Annotated in this window: 20 protein-coding genes; 2 read left to right on the top strand and 18 right to left on the bottom strand. The window is 62.4% G+C overall.

Annotated features, from left to right (window positions below):
* Positions 1-8 precede the first annotated feature (8 nt).
* Positions 9-1,847 (top strand): glycoside hydrolase family 13 protein, encoded by a 1,839-nt coding sequence (locus E0E41_RS10590; RefSeq protein ID WP_130869871.1) that lies wholly within the window; start codon positions 9-11, stop codon positions 1,845-1,847.
* 47 nt (positions 1,848-1,894) lie between these two features.
* On the opposite strand, the gene E0E41_RS10585 is transcribed toward E0E41_RS10590, so the two are convergent.
* From E0E41_RS10585 to E0E41_RS10515, 15 genes are all read right to left on the bottom strand, one after another.
* Entirely contained in the window at positions 1,895-2,755 is an 861-nt protein-coding gene (locus E0E41_RS10585; protein WP_130869870.1) for a DUF3298 and DUF4163 domain-containing protein, read from the bottom strand.
* Entirely contained in the window at positions 2,748-3,245 is a 498-nt protein-coding gene (locus E0E41_RS10580) for an RNA polymerase sigma factor (RefSeq protein WP_130869869.1), read from the bottom strand. The genes E0E41_RS10585 and E0E41_RS10580 overlap by 8 nt, the downstream gene beginning before the upstream one ends.
* Positions 3,246-3,349: 104 nt before the next feature.
* Complete coding sequence (locus tag E0E41_RS10575) at positions 3,350-3,829, bottom strand: DUF4358 domain-containing protein (protein WP_242623755.1); 480 nt, start codon at positions 3,827-3,829, stop codon at positions 3,350-3,352.
* Positions 3,829-4,770, bottom strand: a complete 942-nt coding sequence (locus tag E0E41_RS10570; RefSeq protein ID WP_130869868.1) for a GDSL-type esterase/lipase family protein — start codon at positions 4,768-4,770, stop codon at positions 3,829-3,831. Before E0E41_RS10570 ends, E0E41_RS10575 begins: the two co-directional genes overlap by 1 nt.
* A 34-nt stretch (positions 4,771-4,804) precedes the next feature.
* Positions 4,805-5,506 carry a YjjG family noncanonical pyrimidine nucleotidase gene (locus tag E0E41_RS10565; protein WP_130869867.1) on the bottom strand — a complete coding sequence of 234 codons (702 nt, stop codon included), beginning with the start codon at positions 5,504-5,506 and terminating at the stop codon, positions 4,805-4,807.
* Positions 5,493-5,972, bottom strand: coding sequence for a threonine/serine exporter family protein (locus E0E41_RS10560; RefSeq protein WP_130869866.1), 480 nt, complete (start codon positions 5,970-5,972; stop codon positions 5,493-5,495). The genes E0E41_RS10565 and E0E41_RS10560 overlap by 14 nt, the downstream gene beginning before the upstream one ends.
* A 1-nt stretch (position 5,973) precedes the next feature.
* Entirely contained in the window at positions 5,974-6,756 is a 783-nt protein-coding gene (locus tag E0E41_RS10555) for a threonine/serine ThrE exporter family protein (RefSeq protein ID WP_438819458.1), read from the bottom strand.
* Between the two features lie 267 nt (positions 6,757-7,023).
* Entirely contained in the window at positions 7,024-8,889 is a 1,866-nt protein-coding gene (locus tag E0E41_RS10550; protein WP_130869865.1) for a heavy metal translocating P-type ATPase, read from the bottom strand.
* Positions 8,890-8,994: 105 nt separating this feature from the next.
* Positions 8,995-9,657, bottom strand: a complete 663-nt coding sequence (locus tag E0E41_RS10545; protein ID WP_207303212.1) for a YczE/YyaS/YitT family protein — start codon at positions 9,655-9,657, stop codon at positions 8,995-8,997.
* Between the two features lie 98 nt (positions 9,658-9,755).
* On the bottom strand, positions 9,756-10,352 hold the full coding sequence (locus E0E41_RS10540; RefSeq protein ID WP_130869864.1) for a hypothetical protein: 597 nt from the start codon (positions 10,350-10,352) through the stop codon (positions 9,756-9,758).
* Complete coding sequence (locus tag E0E41_RS10535) at positions 10,337-10,852, bottom strand: NAD(P)H-dependent oxidoreductase (protein WP_130869863.1); 516 nt, start codon at positions 10,850-10,852, stop codon at positions 10,337-10,339. The genes E0E41_RS10540 and E0E41_RS10535 overlap by 16 nt, the downstream gene beginning before the upstream one ends.
* Before the next feature lie 177 nt (positions 10,853-11,029).
* Positions 11,030-12,229, bottom strand: coding sequence for an MFS transporter (locus E0E41_RS10530; protein WP_130869862.1), 1,200 nt, complete (start codon positions 12,227-12,229; stop codon positions 11,030-11,032).
* 94 nt (positions 12,230-12,323) lie between these two features.
* Positions 12,324-13,214: an AraC family transcriptional regulator gene (locus tag E0E41_RS10525; RefSeq protein WP_130869861.1), complete on the bottom strand. Its 891-nt coding sequence runs from the start codon at positions 13,212-13,214 to the stop codon at positions 12,324-12,326.
* A 66-nt stretch (positions 13,215-13,280) separates the two neighbouring features.
* Positions 13,281-14,639 (bottom strand): 23S rRNA (uracil(1939)-C(5))-methyltransferase RlmD, encoded by a 1,359-nt coding sequence (gene rlmD / locus E0E41_RS10520; protein WP_130869860.1) that lies wholly within the window; start codon positions 14,637-14,639, stop codon positions 13,281-13,283.
* On the bottom strand, positions 14,632-15,444 hold the full coding sequence (locus E0E41_RS10515; protein WP_130869859.1) for a hypothetical protein: 813 nt from the start codon (positions 15,442-15,444) through the stop codon (positions 14,632-14,634). The genes rlmD and E0E41_RS10515 overlap by 8 nt, the downstream gene beginning before the upstream one ends.
* A gap of 242 nt (positions 15,445-15,686) precedes the next feature.
* Here E0E41_RS10515 and E0E41_RS10510 point away from each other — a divergent pair, with 242 nt between their 5' ends.
* On the top strand, positions 15,687-16,409 hold the full coding sequence (locus E0E41_RS10510) for a helix-turn-helix domain-containing protein (protein WP_130869858.1): 723 nt from the start codon (positions 15,687-15,689) through the stop codon (positions 16,407-16,409).
* Between the two features lie 39 nt (positions 16,410-16,448).
* Here the strand turns inward: E0E41_RS10510 and E0E41_RS10505 are convergent, their stop codons facing one another.
* The 3 genes from E0E41_RS10505 to E0E41_RS10495 form a co-directional block, all read right to left on the bottom strand.
* Positions 16,449-16,862 (bottom strand): hypothetical protein, encoded by a 414-nt coding sequence (locus E0E41_RS10505; protein ID WP_130869857.1) that lies wholly within the window; start codon positions 16,860-16,862, stop codon positions 16,449-16,451.
* Positions 16,863-16,889: 27 nt separating this feature from the next.
* Positions 16,890-18,401, bottom strand: coding sequence for a Na+/H+ antiporter NhaC (nhaC, locus tag E0E41_RS10500; RefSeq protein ID WP_130869856.1), 1,512 nt, complete (start codon positions 18,399-18,401; stop codon positions 16,890-16,892).
* 218 nt (positions 18,402-18,619) lie between these two features.
* Entirely contained in the window at positions 18,620-19,288 is a 669-nt protein-coding gene (locus tag E0E41_RS10495) for a response regulator (RefSeq protein ID WP_130869855.1), read from the bottom strand.
* Positions 19,289-19,292: the final 4 nt, after the last annotated feature.

The raw sequence follows: 19,292 nt of genomic DNA, 5'->3' as shown, positions 1-19,292 counted from the left end.
TCTTCCATTTGTTGGACGCACAGACCTTTGACAGCCGGGATATCCGGTATAAACAGCCCTACGGCGCGGTGCCAGCCGGCACCCGGGTGAATCTGGCCCTGCGGCCCCTGCGGACCTGCGGCTTTTCCGAGGGGCTGCTCATCGCCTATTTTGAGAGCCGCAATGAGGAGCGGCTGGAGATCCCCATGGAGTGGAAGGGCATGGACGGGGACCGGGACGTGTTCGGCGTGGTGCTGCCCACCGGGGACTATGTGGGCCTGGTGTGGTACTCCTTCCGGCTCATGGGCCTGGACGGCCGCCAGGAGGAGCTGGGTCCCTATCAGCTCACCGTGTACGACGGCACCGACCGGGTGCCCGGCTGGTTCGGGGAGGGCATGACCTACCAGATTTTCCCCGACCGCTTCCGCCGCTCCCGCATCCCGGACCCCACCGGCATGGTGGGGGGGCGCACCGTCCACCAGGACTGGAACGACGCCCCCGAGTACCGCCCCGATGCCAAGGGAGAGGTGCGCAACCGGGACTTCTTCGGCGGCGACCTGCGGGGGGTGCTGGAGAAGCTGCCCTACCTCCAGGACCTGGGGGTGGAGACCATCTACTTCTGCCCCGTGTTTGAGGCCCCGGAGAACCACCGCTACGGCACCGGGGACTATGAGAAGATCGACCCCATGCTGGGCACCGAGGAGGACTTCAAGGTCCTGTGTGAATCCGCCCACCGGCTGGGGATGAAGGTGATGCTGGACGGGGTGTTCAACCACCAGGGCTTCGTCAGCCGCTATTTCAACGGGGACGGCTCCTATCCGGAGCCGGGGGCCTGCCAGTCCCAGGACAGCCCCTACTACAAGTGGTACAACTTCTCCCACTGGCCGGACAAGTACGACTCCTGGTGGGGGATCTACTCCCTGCCCGCCGTCAACGAGTCCGAGCCCTCCTACCGGGAGTACATCTTCGGCGGGGAAAACAGCATTGTCCGCCGCTGGCTGAAGGCGGGCGCCGACGCCTGGCGGCTGGATGTGGCCGACGAACTGCCCGACGACTTCGTCCACGGCATCCACCAGGCCGCCCGGGAGACCGACCCCAACGCCACCATCATCGGCGAGGTGTGGGAGGACGGCTCCACGAAGATCGCCTACGGCGTCCGCCGCAAGCACATCCTGGGAGGCCACTGCGACGGGCTGATGAACTACCCCTTCCGCAACTCCCTGCTGGCCTATCTGATGGGGGGCAACGCGGAGGACTTCCGGGACGCCATGGAGACTATCCGGGAGAACTATCCCCCCTTCGCCTGGCGCACCGCCATGAATTTCCTGGGCACCCACGATACCCCCCGCATCCTCACCCTGCTGGGCTACGGCGGGGACGGCCAGGACCATGACAAGGACTGGCGGGCGGCCTACCGCATGACCGAGAGCCAGTACCTGCTGGGCCGCACCAAGCTGATGCTGGGGGCCCTGGTGCTCTTTGCCTTCCCCGGCTCTCCCACGGTGTACTACGGGGACGAGGTGGGCATGGAGGGGTTTGAGGACCCCTTCAACCGCCGCACCTACCCCTGGGGCAGCGAGGACCAGGCCCTGCTGGAGTGGTACACCTCCCTGGGCAAGGCCCGGCGGGAGCTGCCCGCCCTGCGCCGGGGCGACCTGCGCTGGGGCCAGACCCAGGGCCGGCTGCTCACCTTCTTCCGCCAGGGGGAGGGAGAGCCGGTGCTGGCCGCCGTCAACGCCGGCCGGAAGGCGGCGGCGGTGGAGGTGCCCTGGCCTGCCGTGGACTGGATGACCGGCAGGGAGATCGCCCCCGGCCGGCGGCTGCTGCCCCCCCTCAGCGGGTGGCTGCTGGTGCCCCGGCAGAGCTGAATATGAAAAAGGAGACGGCGTCAGCCGTCTCCTTTTTTGTGTGTCCGTCACTGCGCTTCGGGCAGCGGGATCTCAAATTCCTGCATGCCCATATAGCCGGGGGCGATCTCATATTTCTCAAAGACCACCACGGCGTTGCCCGCCTGGTTCAGGTAGAAGGTCTGATCCTCCGAGATGGATTCAAAGCCCCCCTCACCCGGCTCAAAATAGACGTTGTCCGGGTCCTGGGAGCGCTGGGCGATCCCCTCCCGCACCGCCTCATTGGCGATCTCCATATAGTCGGGGCCCAGCACGTCTTTCAGGGTCAGCTCCTTCCCAGCCTGCAGGTCGATGTTGTAGGCGTAGTACTCGGTATAGGCGCTGGCCAGGGTCTCGGTCTTGGTAATAATGAAGGAGAGGTACTGGTCGGTCTGGCACTTGATCTCATAGTCCACGCTGATCATAATGGGCATGAACTCGTCCGGGTCCCCGCCGGTGGCCACAAAGGCGGCCTTGGTCTCCCGGGCCCGGTCCTCCGCCTCCTGAAGCACCTGGTCGATGCGGCTCTGGATCTCGGTGTTGATCCGCTGCTCCAGATCGGTGGCCCCCTCCAGCTCCAGGGCGGGCAGGCGCACGTCGATGAGGTGCTCCCGGTCCTCCACGGTGTACTCCGTCACGGTGAACACCCGGGCCAGACTGCCCAGCACCGGCACGTTGGACACCGCCTGGGCAAAGGTGGGACTGGCGTTGACCAGCAGCACAAAGCAGGCGCAGCTTGCCAGAGCGGCGGTCAGGCTCCGGCGGACGGCCCGCCGGCGGTTCCGCCGCCGGTTGCCCGAGCGTATGGCGCTGGCCACCGCAAATTCCAGTTCCTCCGGAATGGGGGTCTGTTCATAGGCGGTCCGTGCCTCTTTCCATGGGTCATTCATAGGAATACTCCTCTCCCGTCAGCTCCCGCAGCCGGCGCAGGCTCTTGTACAGCCGGGATTTCACGGTGTTCAGGTTGGTTTCGGTCACCTGAGCGATCTCCTCCAGCTTCATGTCCTGGAAGAAGCGCAGGCGGATGATGGCCTGCTCCCGGGGCTCCAGCCGGTCGATGGCGGCCCGGAGGTCCAGCCGGGCGGCGTGGTCACCCTGGGGCGCAGGGGTGTCCGGCAGGCCGCTGTCCTCCAGAGACACCAGCCGCCGGTTGTGCCGGTAGTAGTTCATGCTCTCATTGAGCAAAATCCGGTAGAACCAGGTTTTCAGAAACTCCGGATTGCGGAGGGAGTCCGACTTGGACAGGGCCTTCACGATGCTCTCCTGCACCACATCCAGGGCGGCATCCCGATTTTTGACATAGCTGTACGCCAGGCGGTAAAAATCCTCCTGGTGGGCCACGATATACTCGGTGAGCCGCTGGTGGGTGGTCTGGTCCAAGATGGGAGCGCTCCTTCCTGGTTCTGATTCTTAGACGGATGGGAAAGGCAAAAAGTTGATGGGGAGAAGAAATCGGCGGGACCTTGCGGGTCCCGCCGGGGTATTTACTTGCTCAGACTGTCCAGAGTGGACTGGGCCTTGTCCGCATCGGCGGCCACCACCAGCACCACCGTGCTGCCGGACTGGGTGAGAATGGCCTTGTCCAGCTTGCTCACCTCGTCGGGCTGATAGCTCTCCAGCACCGCCTTCTGGTCAGCCACCCGGGCCTCCAGACCGTCCATGGCGGCCTTGGCGCTGTCGGCGTCCGCCATGGTGAGCACCGCGATCTCCTCGGCGCCGGCGGACAGGGAGGTATAGCAGGCGCAGTCGGTGATGCTGTCGGCCTCCACACCGTAGAGCATGGCGGCGGTGTCCTTGTCCACCTCCTCCAGGGTGTCGGTAAAGGCGCCGCTGTCCAGCAGGGCCTGGGCGGTGGCGGCGGGGTCATAGCCGGTGCTGCCGGTATCCTTGCTGCCGCAGGCAGTGAGGGCCAGACAGAGCACCAGAACGGCGGGGACCATGCGGGTGAGAACGTGTTTCATCATTATGTATTTGCTCCTTCCGCGGCGGCGATCCCGGCTTGGTACACCTCCGGATCCACGGTGTGCTCCATCAGGAAGGCCAGCCATTTTTGATACCAGGCTTTTGTGAAATGGACCCCGTCCACCGTGGCGTCGGCGGGCAGGATGCCGTTTTCATCGCTGAGGGCCCCGGCCACGTCCAGGAGTACCACATGTTCCTCCTGGGCCAGCTGGGGGTAGATGGCGTTGTAGGCCGCCACCCGGTCATTATTGACATAATAGGCCTGATCATTGGCCTTGCACTTCTCCGGATTCACCGGCACCAGATTCTCCAGATAGATGATGGCATCGGGCTGCAGCTCCCGGATTTTTTCCAGAAAAGCGCCAAAGGTCTTGTGGAAGGAATCGTCGTTGTAGTAGCCCAGCTCGTTGACGCCCAGGGAGACATAGATCTTCTTGTACTGGGGACCCTTGGCCAGGGCCTCCGACACGGTATATTTGCCGCCGTTCAGCTCAATGACCTTCTTGGTGTCCATCTCGAAGATGGTCAGGCCCTTGTAGCAGTAGAAGCTGGCCCCCTTGATGCCGCTGTACAGCCGCAGGCCGTCGGTGCGGGAATCGCCGATGAACAGCGCGTCGGAGAAGTAGTCCATCTCCACCGCCTCGCCGGCGGGAGCGGGCTGGGTAAAGTCAAAGGCCACGGGGGTGGGCTCCGGAGTAGGTGTGGGCGTAGGGGTAGGTGTGGGAGTAGGCGTGGGGGTGGGAGCAGGCGTGGCTGTCTCGGCCGCAGGAGGGGCGGACCGGTTGTCCGCCGCGGGAGATTCCTCCGGCGACTGACCCAGAGTGGGAATGATGATAAGGGCCAGGCACACCGCGATGGCGGCGACGATCAGGGGAAGAAGGGGCGGACGCCGCTTCCGCCGCTCCTGATATACCCGTTTGGGTCGGTATTGAGAAGAGGACAAGGGTAAGACACCTCGTTTTTCTATATTCTATGTATCATGGAGAGGCAGGACCCAGGATCAGGTCCTCCAGCTGAGGATAGGATGCCACTTCCCACCTGGGGGTCCAGGGGGTGGCGTTGGGCAGATGGCCGGGGTTGTACCAGGCGGTGGGCAGGCCGCAGTCCAGCCCGCCCCGGATGTCGGTGGCCACGTTGTCCCCCACCACCAGGACACGCGCCCTGGAAGGGCTTCCCAGCTGCCGGAGCACCGGCTCAAAAAAGGCGGGGGAGGGCTTGGAGGCACCTACCTCTTCAGAGATGAACAGATGGGGGATGACCCCGGCCAGGGGGGAGCGGGCAAACCGGCCCCGCTGGGCGCGGGCCACGCCGTTGGTGATGATGGCCAAAGTACAGTGGGGCGCCAGATGGCGGCACAGCTCCTCCGCGCCGGGCAGCAGGAAGGAGCCCTGAGCCAGCCGGTCCAGGTAGTCCCGGTTGAATTCCACCGGGTCGTCGGAGCCGCCCATGGCCCGGGTGAAGGCGGCGAACCGCTCCACCACCAGCCAGGACTGGGTGACCTCGCCCCGGTCCAGCCGGGCCCACAGCTCCCGGTTGATGGACAGGTACAGGTCCCGGGTATGGTTGTTGAAGGGGTAGCCTCTGGCCTCCAGCACGCCCCGAAGAGCCTCATGCTCCGCCCTGTCAAAGTCGAACAGCGTGTTGTCCGCGTCAAACAAAATAAAATCAAAGTTTGCCATGCGGTTTCTCCTCTTGGGCGCGGTGCTTCTCCTGAGAGACGGTAAACAGCCGCATCAGGGAGGATACCATCAGCACTCCGGTGGCCAGCGCGCCCGCCAGGCCCAGAGTGTGGAGCAGGGAGGAGAGGAACAGAGAGGTCTCTCCGCTCATGGCGTACTCCATGGTGTAGTAGATGCCGCCGCCAGGTACCAGGGGGAAGAGCGCCACCAGCAGATAGCTGGTCACCGGACATTTCCGCAGCCGGGCCATCAGCTCCGACCAGGCGGAGATGACCAGAGCGGCAAAAAAGGACTGGATGATATCGCTGTGGACCAGAGGGGCGGTGAGCAGGTAGCACAGCCAGCCCAGGGCCCCGCCGCCGGCGCAGATGAACATGCCCACGCCGTGGATGTTGAACAGCAGGGAGAACCCGATGCAGGCCAGGAAGGCCCAGATGCAGGGAAGGTAATAGGTCAGCTCGTCCATCTTAACCTCCCATAAACATCCGGGTCAGGCCCAGGGACAGGGCGGTGCCCAGGGCGATGGCCGCCCCGATGAGCAGGGCCTCCGCCCCCTTGCTGATGCCCGCCACCATGTCGCCGGCCATGATGTCCCGCATGGCGTTGGTGATGGCGATGCCGGGCACCAGGGCCATCAGGGCGCCGATGATGATAAGGTCTATTTTCTCCCCCACGCCCAGGCTGGTGAGGATCACTGCCGCCAGGGCGGAGGCGGCTCCGCCCGCCACGGTCTTGAAGAACAGGTTGGCCCCCAGCCGGGAGGTGATGGTGAGGCACAGCCCGATGACCACTCCGCACACTCCGCCGCACACGCCGTCCAGCGGAGAGCCGCCGTAAAACAGGGAGAACATGCCGCAGCCCAGGAAATAGGCCAGCAGCTGGATCCACAGCGGATACACCCGGTGATTCCGCTGGATCTGCTCCATCTGCTCCAGCGCCTCGTCAAAGGGAGGCGCCTGCCTGCACAGGGAGCGGCACAGGCCGTTATACTGCTCCAACAGGTAGATGTCGGTGCCGTGGGCGGGCATCCGCCGGATCTGGGTCAGAGGTTCCCCCTTGGGGGAGGTCAGGCTGATGATGATGCAGTTGGGGATGGCAAAGACTTCTCCCTGATCCACCCCATAGGCCTGGAGCAGCCGGCGGATGGATTCCTCCACCCGGTAGATCTCCGCGCCGCTCTCCATCAGCCGGTAGCCCATTTCGCTGACCAGGCAAAGCAGCTTGTTATAGTCAAGCTCCAAACAGAGCACACCCTTTCCGAACCCACAAAACGGCCTCCTTTCCGGGCAGCGGGCGGGGAGCTATCCCACAGACGGAAGGGCCGGTGAAAAAGTTGACGTAAAATCGGCGAAAATAAAAAATCGGAATAAAAAAGACCGCCGCGCAGGGCGGCAGTCTCATAACTGCGGTCAGAGCACCTGCGGAGCGGTCCCGCAGGCCCGCTCCGCGGTTATTATATCACACAACTTCTTCGAATACGATACCAAAATCCGGCCAAAAAACACCCCTGTCCTTTGTCACTTCCGGCGCCAGGCCAGCAGCAGGGCGGAGTTGACGATAACAGCCACCGAGCCGGCGTTGTGGACCAGGGCGCCCACCACCGGGTTCAGCACCCCGGTGATGGCCAGGGCGATAGCAGCAAAGTTCAGCGCCATGGAGAAGGTCAGGTTGACCTTGATGGTGGTCATCATCCGCCGGGCCAGGCCCAGCAGGTGGGGCAGCTGGCTGATGTCGTCGCTGACCAGGGCGATGTCGGCGGCATCCACGGCGATGTCGCTGCCCACGCCCCCCATGGCAATGCCCACCATGGCCTTTTTCAGGGCGGGTGCGTCGTTTACCCCGTCCCCCACCATGCACACCGGCACCCCCTCCGCCTGGCTGCGGGAAATCCAGTCCAGCTTGTCCTCCGGCAGACAGCCCGCCTGTACCTGGGTGATGCCCAGCTGGGCCGCGATGTGCCGGGCGGCGTTCTCATGGTCGCCGGTGAGGAGCACCGGCTCCACCCCCGCCTGCCGCACCCGGGCCACCGTTTCGGCGGCGTCAGCGCGCAGGGTGTCTGCCAGGGCCAGCAGGCCCGCCACCGCTCCGCCGGAGGCCAGATAGATGACAGTGCATCCCTCCTCCTGACAGGTCCGGGCGGCCTGCTCCGCCGCCGGGGTCAGGGGCACCCCCGCCTCTTCCAGCAGGGCGGCGTTGCCCGCCAGCAGATGCGCGCCGTTTACCCAGGCCTCCACGCCCCGGCCGGGGCGCATCCGGAAGTCCGTCGCCTCCGGAATCGCCAGCCCTCGTTCCTTACAGTAGCGCACCACCGCTTTGCCCAGAGGGTGCTCTGAGCGCTCCTCCGCTCCCGCGGCGGCGGCAAAGAGCTTATCCTCCGGCCACTGGGGGTGGCAAGAGATAATCCGGGTCACCCGAGGCACACCCTGGGTCAGGGTGCCCGTCTTGTCAAAGGCCGCCCGCCCCACCAGGGCCAGCCGCTCCAGGGCGTCCCCCTCCCGCACCAGAAAGCCGCGGCGGGTGGCATTGCCGATGGCCGCCATAATGGCGGTGGGGGTGGCCAGCACCAGGGCGCAGGGGCAGAACACCACCAGAATGGTCACCGCCCGGATAATCTCCCCGGTGAACAGCCAGGTGAGGGCGGCGGCCGACAGGGCGATGACCACGATCCAGGTGGCCCACCGGTCGGCCAGCCCCACGATCTTGGCCTTGCCCGCGTCGGCGGACTGGACCAGCCGGATCATCCGCTGGATGGAGCTGTCCTCCCCCACCTTTTCCGCCGTCATGTCAAAGGAGCCGAACTGGTTCACCGTGCCGCTAGACACCGGGTCCCCGGGGCCCTTGTCCACCGGCAGGGATTCCCCGGTCATCACCGCCTGGTCAATGGCGGTCTGTCCGGCCCGCACCACGCCGTCCACCGGCACTGTCTCCCCCGGAAGCACCCGCAGCAGGTCCCCCACCCGCACCTGCTGGGCGGGGATGATCTCCTCTCCCGCCGCCGTGATCCGCCGGGCGGTGCGGGGGGTGAGTTTGACCAGCTTCTCGATGCCCGCCCGGGCACGGGCCACCGTCAGCTCCTCCAGCAGAGCCCCCAGCTGCATGATAAAGGCCACCTCTCCGGCGGCAAAGTCCTCCCCGATGCACACCGAGGCCACCAGGGCAATGGACACCAGCAGGTCGGCCTTGATGTCAAAGGCGGTGACCAGGCCGATGAAGGCCTCCAGCAGGATGGGAATGCCGCACAGCACAATGGCCACCCAGGCCGGATCAAAGGGGAGGGGGAGCAGATCAAAGATGCTGGCCGCCAGGGCCAGACCGGACAGGACCAGGAAGAGGACGTCCCGCTTGATGCCGCCCCACGCCAGCAGAGATTCCAGACGCGCCATAACCATGCCTCCTTATACCAATGGGGGTATAGGTACATTATACCCTGGGGGGTATGCGCCGTCAAGAAAAAACGCCGTGTACCTCACGGGTACACGGCGCTGGGATCACAGCAGGAACTTTTCCTCAAACCTGCCCACCGGCTTTTTGAACTGCTTGGTGATGAGCCCCACGCAGATGGCGGCGGCCACGGTGCCCTCCCGGACGCCTTCCACCCGGCCCAGGAAAATCAGGCCGGTGACAATGGAGATGCACACCAGGGTCACGTCGAAGGCCACCTTCATGTTGCCAAATTTCAGGGGCGTCACCTGGCAGATGGCCAGCACGATCCCCTCTCCGGCGGTGGTGATCAGCTTGGCCATGACCTCGATGCTCACCCCCAGAGCCACCAGCACGATGCCGATGACGCAGAGCACCCACTGCTGGATGTAATTGGAGTAGGAGATGCCCCGGAGCACCCACTCCCCCACGTCGATCATCAGGCCGAACAGGACGGCGGCGGGGATCTGGAGCAGCTGGAACCACTGGTAGCGTTTGCGCAGAATCAGGATCTGAATGAGCACGAAGATGCAGTTCATGATAATGGTGGTGGTACCCACGCTCAGCCCGGAGATACAGCTGGTCACATAGGGCACGCTGGAGATGGGCGAGGTGCCCAGGGCGGCGGTAATGGAGAAGGCCACTCCGAAGGCCATAATGGCCAGACCCACCGCCAGGCAGACACACCGGGCGGGAATGTGTTTCAGGTTGGAAATAGTAGTGCCGGACAACAGAAAGAACCTCCTTCCCCGAACAGGGGCATAAAATTTGGGGGCGGAGGGGAGCCTGGCGGCCGGGCCACCGTCTCCAGTTGCGGGCGAAAGCCTGCTTATTCGATTTTCAAGGTCTCCATCTCCTCTTTGGTGACCCCGTTCCGCTTTCCGTAGTTGGTCCAGTAGGTTGTGGACGCCTTCAGGAACAGGGACTTGGGGAGAGGCATGGTGGTGTGGAAGGAGGCGTACCGGCCCCGTTCCACAGACCTGGCGAATTTTTTGATGCTCCCCGCCGCCAGAAAGCGGAAGGGGGAGTCCAGAATGGCCTCGCCGCTGCCGATCTTCAGCACGGAGCCCAGGCGATAGCCGTTCTGTTTACAGAACAAAGCCATCATGCTCACCGCCGCGTCGTTCTGGGTGTACTCCAGGAAACCGCAGTTGATAAGGACGGATACGGTGGGCTTGTGCCGGGGCGGGTGAGCCTCCAGCGCCTTGAGAAAGTTCAGCAGGGTGACGGGCAGGCCGTCGGCGTACAGGGGGAACACAAAGACCAGGTCGGAATAGCCTTCCATTTTGGCGCACAGGGCCTGGTGGTTGGCCTTCGTGATGTCGCAGTAGTCCGCCTTGCAGCAGTCCATAAACAGCTTGGCGTACCGCTTGGAGTTGGAGCGGGGGGGCCTGGGGCTCCCGTTCAGAATCAGGATGCTTCCCATTTTGCCACCTCGCTCTGTACCAGATTGTCCAGCGCCGCTTCGGCGGGGAACAGGATCTTGTAGCTCTTGAAGCTCATGTTGCGGGCGTTCCGGGCCACCAGCTGCCGGAACAGCTCCTGCTCCTCCGGGGAAGTTGTCCCGTAGGCCAGGATCAGGGCGTCCTTGGGGACCACGGCCCGCTGGACGTGGTGGGTCTCCCCGTCCACCAGACGGATAAAGGCCTGCTGGACGGGAATGGCCCGCTCCAGCATGGTTTTCATCACCGTGTCGTAGCCGCCGTACTTGATCCGGCTGACGTAGACCACGGCGTCGCTCCGGGCGATCAGAGGATACACCGTGACCGCGTCGTCCCGGATGACGCACCGGCCCGGCGTCTTGGTCCAGCAGCCGAAGCAGCCCACGCAGTTGTGGATGTTCAGGGCTGAGAGATCAATCACTTTGATCTGCTGTGGGTCGTTGACAGTGAGGTTAAGCGGCTTGTCGCTTAAGATCAGTTTCATAGGGTCTGTTTTGCTCCTTGTAGTTTAATGGATCGTCAGGCCTTATGCCGCTCCGGCGGCAACCGTTAGATGATATGGCGCAGCATAAAAGCCGTCCTTTTGTAGTATATCAGAATATGCTTAAATGTGCTAAGAAATTTTTGATAAACGAAGCAATCATGATCCTTTCATAGCCTGCTATTTTCTTCTTGCCACTTTATTAACCTTCTTTTTCAGAATCAGCAATCCGAATACGAGCACCACGGGAAATGCCGTTGCAGCAAACAGGCCTGTTTTCAGGTTACCGCCTGCCAGTTGGGAAAGACTGCCCACCATAGCAGGACTTACTGTAGCGCCCAGATCTCCGGCCAGGGCCAGGAATGCAAACATGGCGGTACCGCCCCTTGGGCATTCCTGAGAAGAGATACTGATGGAACCCGGCCACATAATGCCCACAGCCAGACCGCAAAGGGCGCAGCCTGCAAGTCCTAGAATGGGGGATGCAGACAGGGAAGCCAGCAGATAACAACCGGCGCACAGTACGCCGCAGATCAGCATGACCCTGGTCAGATCCAGCTTCTCACTGAATTTACCGTACAGCATACGGGATATCCCCATAAACATGGCAAACAGGCCCGGGCCTGCCAGGTCGCCCGCCGTTTTGGAAACGCCCAGCGCGGACTCGGTAAAAGCAGACGCCCATTGAGCCATCGTTGCTTCCGATGCACCGGAGCAGATCATAAGGATAATAATGAGCCAAAAAAGCGGCAACCTGAGCAGCTGACCGATGCCCATGCTCTTGCCCTCTTCCACCAGGCGCTCAATGGGGCAGGTTATAAAGTTTAATGTATTACAGAGCGGCACCAACGCCCAGATGATCGTGAGGATCTTCCAGTTCTCCACGCCAAAGACGGCGAAAAAGAGGGTGGAGCCTGAAACGACCCCCACCGCGCCCCAGCAGTAGAAGGAGTGCAGAAGGCTCATCACGCCGTCCTTATGCTCAAAGGGACAGGCTTCCACGATAGGGCTCACCAAAACCTCGATCAGGCCGCTGCCTATAGCATAAAGTACGACTGAGATCAGAATCCCCGCAAAGGGGATGGGCAGCAGCTCCGGCAGGAATGCCATGGATGCAAGACCTGCTGCTGACAATACCTGGGATGCCACCACACAGGTGCGGTATCCGATTTTGTCGGCAAATCTGGTAGCCGCAAAGTCAATAAGCAATTGGGCGAGATAAAAAACCATGGGAATCATTGCGATTTGTTCCAGGGTTATCCCGTAAGCGCTCTTGAATGTCAAAAATAAGAGCGGGGCAAAGTTTGCGGCAATGGCCTGTGTTACAAAGCCGAGGTAGCAGGCTATCAGTGTTTTCTTGTAGTTTTTTTGCTTTGTCATGATGATCTCCTTCAAACCCAAACGAATCATTCGGGTTTGCATTATATCATCGTGCTATGGCAAAGCAAAGCCACAAAACCGTCAGAAGAAAGCACTATTTACCCGAACTGCAGTCCTGACTGGGTGCATGTCCATAGGCGTTCTTAAATTTGCGGCTGAAATAGTTGACGGAATGAAATCCGCAGGCAGAGCTGATCTCCTGAAGGGTAAGCGTTTTTTCGCTCAGCAATCTGCGGGCAGTCTGAAGCCGGTATTGGATCAGCGCCTCAACAGGGGAACACCCCATATAGGCATGGAAGCAGCGCCCCGCTTCGCTGCGGCTGATATGAGCCGCCTGCGCAATCTCTTCCAGGGTAACGGTTTCCGTATAATGCGCATAGATGTAAGTGAGCATTTTTTGGAGCCGTATCTGACTTTTCATCTGTATCCGTGTGGCTTCAGATTTTGGGAAACGATCAAGATTACAAAATAGATACTCAAATATGCGGCTTATACTGCGCTGTACCGCCAGTTCATAACATTGCGTTTGTTCACTCAGACAGCGGCAGGTATCCTGGATCAGCCCGTTCACTTCACTGTGAGCAGGATTTTCCCGCCGGAATACGAGAAAGGGCAATGAATCACACTGGGCAAGGGGCTGAATATATTTTTGATAAATTGCACTGTGTTCGGGAGCGATGGCGGCACCGGAAAAGAGAATAATGGGGATGGGATCGGGACTGTCGCCGGACAGCTGCCTCACTCTGTGCAGCACATTTCCGTTGACAAATATGCTGTCGCCCGGCTCCAGAGTGATATGCTGCTGCCCGACCTGGTACTCCAAAACATGTCTTGCAGCAGTCGCCAGTTCAAAGTCTGGATGCCAATGGACAGGCCCTGCCCAATTTGGCAAGTCAGCCAACTCATCGTGATAATAGCTGACAGGAAATGCTGCTGCGTTGTGCGGGATTTGTTCCCGCAGTTGGTAATCGAGTATGATAGGCATAAAGTTCTCGCTCCTGTATCATGCGCAATAAGGAGCGGCAGGGAGAATTTCTCTCCCTGCCGCGTTTTATTCGGCTGTCTGCCGGGACAGCAAAACCACCGTCTCCACATGGGCGGTGCGGGGGAACAGATCCACCGCCGCCGCCCGGGTCAGGTCATAGCCGTGCTGCGCAAAGCGTTTTACATCCCGGCCCAGGGTGCCCGGGTCGCAGGAGACGTAGACCACCCGGCGTGGCGCCATGGCGGCCACCGTGTCCACCACGTCCTCCGCCAGCCCCTTCCGGGGCGGGTCCACGCACACCACGGCGGGATTGATTCCCTCCGCGGCCAGCCGTCGGGCTGCCTCCCCCGCGTCGCCGCACAGGAACCGGGCGTTGGTCACCCCGTTCCGGCGGGCGTTTTCCACCGCATCGTCCACCGCCTGGGGAACCACTTCGGCCCCCCATACCATCCCGGCCTGCCGGGCCAGCACCAGGGAGATGGTGCCGATGCCGCAGTACAGGTCCAGGGCGGTGTCCTCCTTGGCCAGTTGGGCGAACTCCAGGGCCTTGTTGTACAGCACCTCCGCCTGGTCGGGATTGACCTGGTAGAAGGAGGGCACGGACAGCTGGAAGGTGTAGCCGCACAGCTGGTCGGACAGGAAGTCCTGTCCCCACAGGGTGCGGTAGCTCTCCCCTAAAATCACGTTGCTGTGGCTCCGGTTGATCCCCAGCACCACGCCGGTGAGACGGGGCTCTGCCGCCCGGAGGGCGGACACCAGCTCATGCTCCCGGGGGATTCCCCTGCCGTTGACCAGCAGGCAGCACAGGCTCTCCCCCCGGCGGTTGGTGCGCACATACAGGTGGCGCACCAGGCCCAGGCGGCTCTTTTCGTCGTAGGCGGGGATGCTCCAGGCGGTCATCCACTCCTTCACCGCCTGCCGCAGCCGGCCGGCAGCCCCGCTCTGGAGCAGGCAGTCGGGCACGTCCACCACCCGGTGGGTGCGCAGCTGGTAAAAGCCGATGCGGGGTCCTTTGGACACGGGGAACTGGGCCTTGTTCCGGTAGCGGTCCACCTTCGGGGAGCCCAGCACCGGAGGCAGCTCCAGGTTTTCCACCCCGCCCAGCCGGGTTAGGGCGTCATATACCCGGGTGTGCTTGGCCTCCAGCTCCTGGCCATAGTCCATGTGCCGGAACTGGCAGCCGCCGCACCGGGCGTAATGGGGACAGTCGGGAACGATGCGGGACGGGGCGGGGGTGATGACCTTTGCCACCTTGCCCCACAGGGCGCTGCGGCCCACATGGGTCAGGCGCACGTCGCACACCTCGCCCCAGATGCCTCCCTGGACAAAGACCACCATGCCCTCCAGCCGGGCCACGCCGGAGCCGTCGCTGGAATAGCCCTCGATGGTCAGACGGTGGATCTGCTGTTCGGCGGGTTTATCCACGCAGGCTCACATCCTTCATGCTGTCGTAGGGCAGAGTGACCTCCACCGGGCTGTGGAGGGCGGGCAGGTCGTTGCCCTGGATCCAGAAGGTGTACCCGTCTTCCGTCAGACAGAAGTTCTCCGGCTGATAGACGGCGATGATCTGGGCCTCGGTAAACTGCCCGGCCACGATCTCGTCCTGCTTCAGGAAGGCGGCCACCACCCGCTCCTGCACCTTGTCGGAGTCGGAGAACAGGTCGGCAAAGCCCAGCTTGATGCCGGTCCGGGCGTCAAACTGCTCGGCCACCGCGAAGGTACTGGGGTAGGGCATGCCGCCGGTGACGTTCCAGGTCCGGCGGATGCTGTACACCATGCTGTCGGTATAGGTGACCTCGTAGCTCATCTCCTCCGTGGTGGGGGTAAAGGAATAACCGGCGGTCTTGGATACCTCGTAGTCGGAGACGGCGGCCTCGTAGTTGTCCTCCGCGCTGGTCAGAAGGTCGGAGCCCTCCTGCTTGTACCAGTCGTTGATGGCGGCGCCGGCGGGGCAGGTGTCGGTATTCTGCACCATGGGCAGCACGTAGTTCACCGACAGCACCGTGGTGCCGTCCCCGGCGGTAAAGGTGCGGGCGAAGGCCTGATCCCCCCACACCGGCGGCTGGGAGGGAGTGGGGGTGGCGGTCACCACCGGCTCAGCGGAGGGAGTGGCGGACGGGTCGGGCTCCGCCGAGGGGGAGCCGGAAGGTGTCGGGTCGTCTTTGGCGCAGGCGCTCAGACTGAAGATCAGCGCTGCGGCCAGCAGCCCGGACAGCATACGTTTTTTCATAGAAAACTCCTTTTCATGGGGCGGGATGGAAGGCCGGAGCATACCCGGCCCGTGCTTTCATTTTAACATCGGATAGCCAAACCGTAAATGGAAAAACGGAAATTGTAAGGATTTGTGATGATTTGTTCCCCAAAACAGGGAGATCCTCCCTGTCAACCGGCGGTTGACGAAATGGAAGGGGGCAAATCTTGCCGCCCGGAGGGAAATGAGTTAGGATAGAGGCAGAAAAGGAGGCGGTGCGTATGACATTGGGCCAGCGGATCCAGACCCACAGAACCAGACTGGGGCTGTCTCAGGAGGGGCTGGGGGTCAAGCTGGGGGTATCCCGCCAGGCGGTGAGCAAGTGGGAGGCCGACGGGGCAGTGCCCGATACCGACAAGCTGATCGCCCTGTCCAAACTGTTCGGCATCACCTTGAATGAACTGCTCCAGGTAGAGGGGCCGGTTCAGCCGGAGGCCCCCGTACCTGCCCGCCGTTCCCGGCGGCGCGTGATCCTCCCGGCGGCACTGGCGGCGGCGCTGGTGCTGCTGGCGGGGCTGAACCTCTGGCTCACCTTCCGGGTGGGGGCGCTGGAGGAGCAGGTGGCCGCCCTCCAAAGCCAGGCGCAGGAGCTGGACCCCGCGGAGCTGGTGGCCGACTGGGGAGCTGAGGTCCTCTCCTTCTCCTCGGCGGGGCGGACGGTGGAGTTTCAGGTGACCACCGCCCGGTATGACCCGGCGGAGGAGATGGAGGTATTCTTCCTGATCGTCAACGAAAGGCAGGAGTCCCGGCGGGCGGAGGCCGTCATGGTCCCGGAGGCCCCCGGGGTGTACACCGCCCGGGTGGAGGACGCCGACCTTACTCTGCTCTCTCAATTCACCCTGTCGGCAGGCTTTGTCCGGGATGGGGTGGAGTATGTGTGCCCCCTGGCGGAGTTTTCAAAGCTAACCGATAGATACAGCAGCTACACCTCCCTCTGGCCATAAAAAAGCAGACGCCCCGCGGGGCGTCTGCTTTTTTATGGTTCAGGAGCCGGCCACACGGCCCAGCCGGATGGCGGGATTCTTTTCCTTGGCCAGGGCCAGCACGGCGTCGGCGTCCCGGGCAGAGAAGACGAACAGGCGGGTGGCCACGTCCTTCCCGATGTGGAGGGCTACGTCGGGCATGGCCCGCTTCCGGTCCACATGGATGGCCGTGACCTCGTCCCACCGCCACAGGTTGTGGGAGACCACGCCGAACAGGGTGTACTGGATGTCCACACCCTCGTCGGAGACCAGGTGCTCCTTGCTGAAGAAGCAGGCCAGGATCACCAGCAGGCCGATGGGCACATAGAACCACTGCCGGCGGGTGATCTCGTAGACCACGATGGCCGCCGCCAGGATGGCGGCCACCGGCTTCACCCAGCGGGCCCGGGCCTTCTGGATTCCTTTGATGGGCATGGCAGACACTTCCTTGTCACGTTAAACTTACTTCTTCTGTGCGCGGATCCGCTCCAGGGCGGCCATGGCCTTCTCGTGGGCCTCGGGAGGCGCGCCGGCGGGGCCGTTGCCCTTCTTCAGGTGGCGGAAGATGGTGGTGCGGGAGCCGTCGGCGTACAGCAGGTTGGCGCCGTAGCTGACGGTGATCAGGGCCAGAATGGGGTTGATGATATTCATGAAGCAGAAGGGCAGGTACTGCAGGGTGGGCACACCCAGAGTGGCGGTGTGGTAGGCGCCGCAGGAGGACCAGGGCACCAGGGGGGACCACAGGGTACCGCTGTCCTCCAGGGTGCGGGAGAGCATGTTGCGGCCCAGGCCCATCTCGTCGTATTTATCCTTATACATGGAGGCGGGGATGATAAGGCCAAGATACTGGTCGCACATGGTGGTGATGCAGAACACCGAGGTGACCATGGTCACCAGCACCAGCTGGAAGGGGGTCTTGACCTTCTTGATCAGGCCGCCCAGTACGGACTCTACGGCGCCGATCTTCTGCAGGATACCGCCGAAGGCCACCGCCACAATGACCAGGTTGTTTGTCCACAGCATACTGTCCATGCCGCCCTTGTTCAGCAGGGTGTCGCACAGCTCGTTGCCGGTCTCGGCGGAGTAGCCGTAGTGAAGCATGGTGAGGCAGTCGGGCAGGGTGGCCCCCTGGAAGATCACGGCAAATACGCAGCCCACCAGGGAGATGAGCAGCACCGCGGGCAGGGCGGGCATCTTGGCTACCGACACCACCACGATGAGCAGGATGGGGATGAGCAGCACGGGGCTCATAAAGTTGTAGTGATTCACAATGGCGTTGGACAGATCGGTGGCAATCTGGGGATCGTAACCCGCATTGCCCCGCAGGCCGATGATGGTATAGAGGATAATGGCGATCACCAGGCTGGGGAAGGTGGTGGTCACCATGGCCTTCACGTGGTCAAACAGTCCGGTCTGGGCGGCGCCGGCCGCCAGGTTGGTAGAGTCGGACAGGGGCGAGAACTTATCGCCGCAGCAGGCGCCGGAGAGCACCATGCCGGCGGTGAGGGCGGGGTTGATGCCCATGGTCTCACCGATGGCCATGAAGGCAATACCAAGCGTGGCGGACACCGTCCAGGCGGAGCCCAGGGAGATGGCCACCACAGCACACAGGATGCAGGCGATAGGCAGGAAGAGCTGAGGCGACAGCGTTTTCAGGCCGTAGTACACCACCGCGGGGATGGTGCCGGACCACTCGAAGGAGCCGATCAGACATCCCACACACAGGATGATGATGATGGCTTCCAGGGACTGACTTACCGCGTCCAGAGCGCCCTTGAGCATTTCAGCGTAGGAATGGCCGCAAAGCTTGCCCACGAGCATGGCCACCGCGCAGGCCAGCAGCACCGGGATGTGGGGATCCTGCCCCCAGCCCAGGGCATAGTTGGAGATCATGATGGCCAGCAGGAACACGATGGGGATCAGCGCTTCCACTTTGTTGGGCAGTCTGGCTGCCTTCGTCTTTTGCTCAGTCATTGTGCAACACAACCTCTCTATTTATTGTTGGGGAATGCGAAAGCATGTCACCTCCTCTGCCGCAAAAATAGTTCGTGCACGATCATCCTGAAATGTTTTGTGCACGCTAACTATATTCTAGCGTATAAAACCCAAAAGGGCAAGAGGAATATGTACATTTTACTTAAAAAATAAAAATAAAAGAGAAGTACACTTGTTTACAATTCATAAAAATGCAATCAAACTTGCAATTTATACAGCCGGCAGGGCCGGCCGCCGGTGTCGTAGTTCACCGTGCTGGAGGCCTGCCCCCGCTCCACCAGGTAGTTGACGTAGCGGCGCACCGTCACCACCGACAGGCCGGTCTGACGGGAGATGGCCTCGCTGGGCAGGCCCTGGGGCGGGGCGGAGCGAAGACAGTCCAGAATGAGGCCCAGGGTATTCTCCTGAAGCCCCTTGGGGGTGCTGTGGTCGCTGGCGTCCGGCGGAGCGAACAGCTGGTCCAGGGCTCCCTGGGAGACCTCGCTGCCGGTGACGGCGTCCCGGTGGCGGCAGAAGGTATCCAGCGCCTGCTGAAAGCGCTCAAAGGTAAAGGGCTTCACCAGGTAGTCCACCACCCCCATTTTCAGCAGCTCATCCACCGTGGGGGCGTCATTGGCGGCGGTGACCATGATGGCGTCCACCGGGATGGCCTGGGCCCGGAGGGCGTGGAGCAGCTCCACGCCGGTGAACAGGGGCATGTATACGTCCAGCACCACCAGGTCGGCGGGGTTCTGGGCCAGCCACTCCAGAGCGGCTCGGCCGTCCTGGAAGGTCTGGACCACCCGGAAGCGGGGGTCCTTCTCGGTAAAGGTGCGGTCCAGCAGGGAGACCATAGGGTCGTCCTCCACAATCACAACACGGTACAAAGCC

Origin of the sequence: Intestinimonas massiliensis (ex Afouda et al. 2020) (genome assembly GCF_900626285.1) — a bacterium.
Lineage (GTDB): Bacteria > Bacillota > Clostridia > Oscillospirales > Oscillospiraceae > Flavonifractor > Flavonifractor massiliensis_A.
The sequence above is the reverse complement of the archived record's forward strand: the minus strand, read 5'-3'. Positions and strand labels throughout refer to the sequence as shown.